Origin of the sequence: Soehngenia longivitae (genome assembly GCF_004684055.1) — a bacterium.
GTDB lineage: Bacteria > Bacillota > Clostridia > Tissierellales > Tissierellaceae > Soehngenia > Soehngenia longivitae.
Genome location: NZ_SRIB01000025.1, coordinates 1 through 3,201, shown reverse-complemented (window position 1 = coordinate 3,201; position 3,201 = coordinate 1). Strand labels below are relative to the sequence as shown.

Sequence of the window (3,201 nt, the reverse complement as noted above, 5' to 3'; positions counted from 1 at the left end):
GGCAACGTCCTGGGAGAGTAGGTAGCTGCCAGACTTTAGAAACCCCACTGTCATTTGATAGTGGGGTATTGTTTTATAGTTATATTTTTAATATTCTGTTGTTAACATAACATATATCATTTTTTTTATATTTAGGATATAATACATATGAATATAACAAGTTATAATATATAATTTGTTGAATTTTAGCGGAGGTGTAAAGCTTGGAAAAAATATTACGAGAAGAAAAAAATGTATGGAAGGAATTAGATGAAACACAAACTAAAGAGGTATTTGAATTTGCTGAGGATTACAAAGATTTTTTAAACAATTCAAAGACAGAAAGAGAATGTACTGAGGAAATTATCAAGAGAGCCAAAGAAAAAGGTTACAAGTCAATAAAAGAAGTATTAGAATCTGGGAGCATAAACTCAGGAGATAAAATATATGCTAACAACAAAGGAAAAGGTGTAGCATTATTTGTAATAGGAAAAGAAAAAATAGAACAAGGAATGAAAATAGTAGGAAGCCACATGGACGCACCTAGATTAGATTTAAAACCAAATCCTCTATATGAAGATGGCAATTTAGCAATGTTTAAGACTCATTACTACGGTGGAGTTAAAAAATATCAATGGGTTGCACTTCCATTGGCATTACATGGAGTAGCTTTCAATAAAGCTGGGGAAAAGGTTAACCTAGTAATTGGTGAAGACGAAAACGATCCAGTACTTTATATAACTGACCTATTGCCACATTTAGCAAAAGATCAGATGCAAAAGAAATTAGAAGAAGGAATAGTAGGAGAAGATTTAAATGTAATCATTGGAAGCATTCCTTTCAAAGGGGAAGAAAAGGAAGCTATAAAATACAACGCTATGAGATTATTGAATGAGAAATACGGAATTGTAGAAGAAGACTTCCACGTATCAGAAATAGAAATAGTACCAAGCGGAAAAGCAAGGGATGTTGGTTTAGATAGAAGCCTAGTAGCATCACATGGACATGATGACAGAGTATGTGCTTATTCATCACTAAGAGCTATATTTGATGTAGAAAATCCTACATTCACAACAGTAGCTATATTTGTAGATAAAGAAGAAGTAGGAAGCATGGGAAATACAGGTATGCAATCTCTATTCTTTGAATCACAAGTAGCAGAGCTAATGAACCTTCAAAACAGTCAAAGTCTAGTCGCACATATGAGAGCAATGGGGAGATCAAAAGTACTTTCAGGAGATGTAACAGCAGGATTTGATCCAAACTTCCCAGAAGTATTAGATAAAAGAAACGCAGCTATGATAGGTGGAGGCGTAGTATTATCAAAATACACTGGTTCAAGAGGAAAAGGCGGCTCAAATGATGCAAATGCTGAATTTTTAGCTGAAGTCAGAAAATCATTTGAAAAAGAAAATGTAATTTGGCAAGTTGGTGAACTAGGAAAAGTTGACCAAGGAGGCGGAGGAACGATAGCATATATTTTAGCAAACAGAGGAGCAGAAGTAGTAGACTGTGGTACTCCAATGCTAAGCATGCATGCACCAATCGAATTATTAAGTAAAGTTGACTTATACATGACGTACAGGGCTTATAGAGCATTTTACAATAATTAATGACAATTAAAACCAGCTTAAGGATAATTCTTAAGCTGGTTTTTTAAGCTATTAAATTTTTTTATTCTTCATACACTATAACAGCTTCTTGTGTACTATTTATCCAGTCGACTTTGCAATTTAAATTTTCAGCAGAAAAACGTACAGGCACATAAGTTCTACCATTTTTTATTACAGGAGCGACATCCATCTTTTTATTAACACCATTGACTTTTATATCCAGTTTTCCAATCCACATCTCAACTTTATTACCTCTAGCATTTAAAGTAATCTTTTGAGTATTTCCGTCCCAACCAACAGTACCATCCATTGCTTCTACAATCGCTCTGATAGGAACCATAGTCCTATTAGAGATCATAGCAACTACAGTACCTCTTCCAGGGTCTATTTCCTTAACTATACCGTCAACACTCATGTTAGGATCACCCATTTTCAATAAAATGAAATGTTTAAATTTAGTATTACTACCTACATCATTGCCTGTTTTTACAGTAAATGTAGCTATTGCTTCTCCCAATTTCTCATCTACATTTTCTAATGGCTTAGCCTCAGATATCACAGGTTTTACAGTATAATAATAGGTAGTGTTAGGTTTTACATTTACATCTGCAAAAGAAGTATTCTCAATATAAAAATCTGTTACAGAAACACCTAATTCTCCCATAACCTCAGATCTAAATACCCTATATCCAAGTCCACTAGCTGGCTGCCACATAATTCTAACACCATACATGAAGGGATCTGCACTGTTTACAGGTAATTTAGATGCATCTTTCCATTCATATACGTATTTTACACCTACATTATTACCATCATATACACCAAAAAATAAAGCTTTTTTAGCACCGGCAGTTCCTGCACCACTAAAATTAAGAGTCATTTTTGCAGTTGTAGTCTTTTGAGATTCAGCATCTTTATATGAACCTAAACCAAAATTCTTTCCTTCTACGCCATTTGGATAAACTACTTTAGGGATAACTTTACTAGAAGTGGCATAACCTAAATCCAAATCTGCTGAATCTAGATGGAAAAAAGGCGAAAAAGAAAGACCATAATTTCCATTTTTATTGCTAATCACTTCTTGATCGAAATTAATCGTTACTGCCTGATTTGCTTTGATAACTTGAGGTGGTTCACTCCAGGTATATTTGGCATGCATATTAGCTGGATTGTTATAATCAGCAGACGCATAAGCACCAAGACCATATGGTGTTGTTATTTGAACTTCAATAGTATTGCCAGTCATATTATAGGTATGAGTATAATGACCTGGTTTCATCTCTGGTAATGGAAATACATATCTCTCAACTAAAACCCAAGCATAGTTTTCATTCGCAGCTACTGCTTCATTTGAAAAGGGAGAACTAATGCCTAATAACATCAAGATTGCTAAAAATATTGATATTCTTTTCATATTTATCACTCCTTAAAAATACAAATATTTTAATATTCTATCAATTTAATTGTAGCATGTATTTAATTGAATAACAGTGATTTGAACAAACTGACATTGACAACTCTTGTCATTTTAGTGTCAATAGTCAGTGAAAATGTCACCTAATAATATAGAGTTTTATTCAATGAAAATGTCACCAACATTTAGAACATA

At 33.5% G+C, this 3,201-nt stretch carries 2 protein-coding genes; one reads left to right on the top strand and one right to left on the bottom strand.

The window, feature by feature from the left end:
- The first annotated feature begins 203 nt into the window (after positions 1 to 203).
- Complete coding sequence (locus E4100_RS09220; protein WP_425596616.1) at positions 204 to 1,592, top strand: aminopeptidase; 1,389 nt, start codon at positions 204 to 206, stop codon at positions 1,590 to 1,592.
- Positions 1,593 to 1,653: 61 nt separating this feature from the next.
- Here the strand turns inward: E4100_RS09220 and E4100_RS09215 are convergent, their stop codons facing one another.
- Positions 1,654 to 3,006 carry a stalk domain-containing protein gene (locus E4100_RS09215; RefSeq protein ID WP_135271754.1) on the bottom strand — a complete coding sequence of 451 codons (1,353 nt, stop codon included), beginning with the start codon at positions 3,004 to 3,006 and terminating at the stop codon, positions 1,654 to 1,656.
- Positions 3,007 to 3,201: the final 195 nt, after the last annotated feature.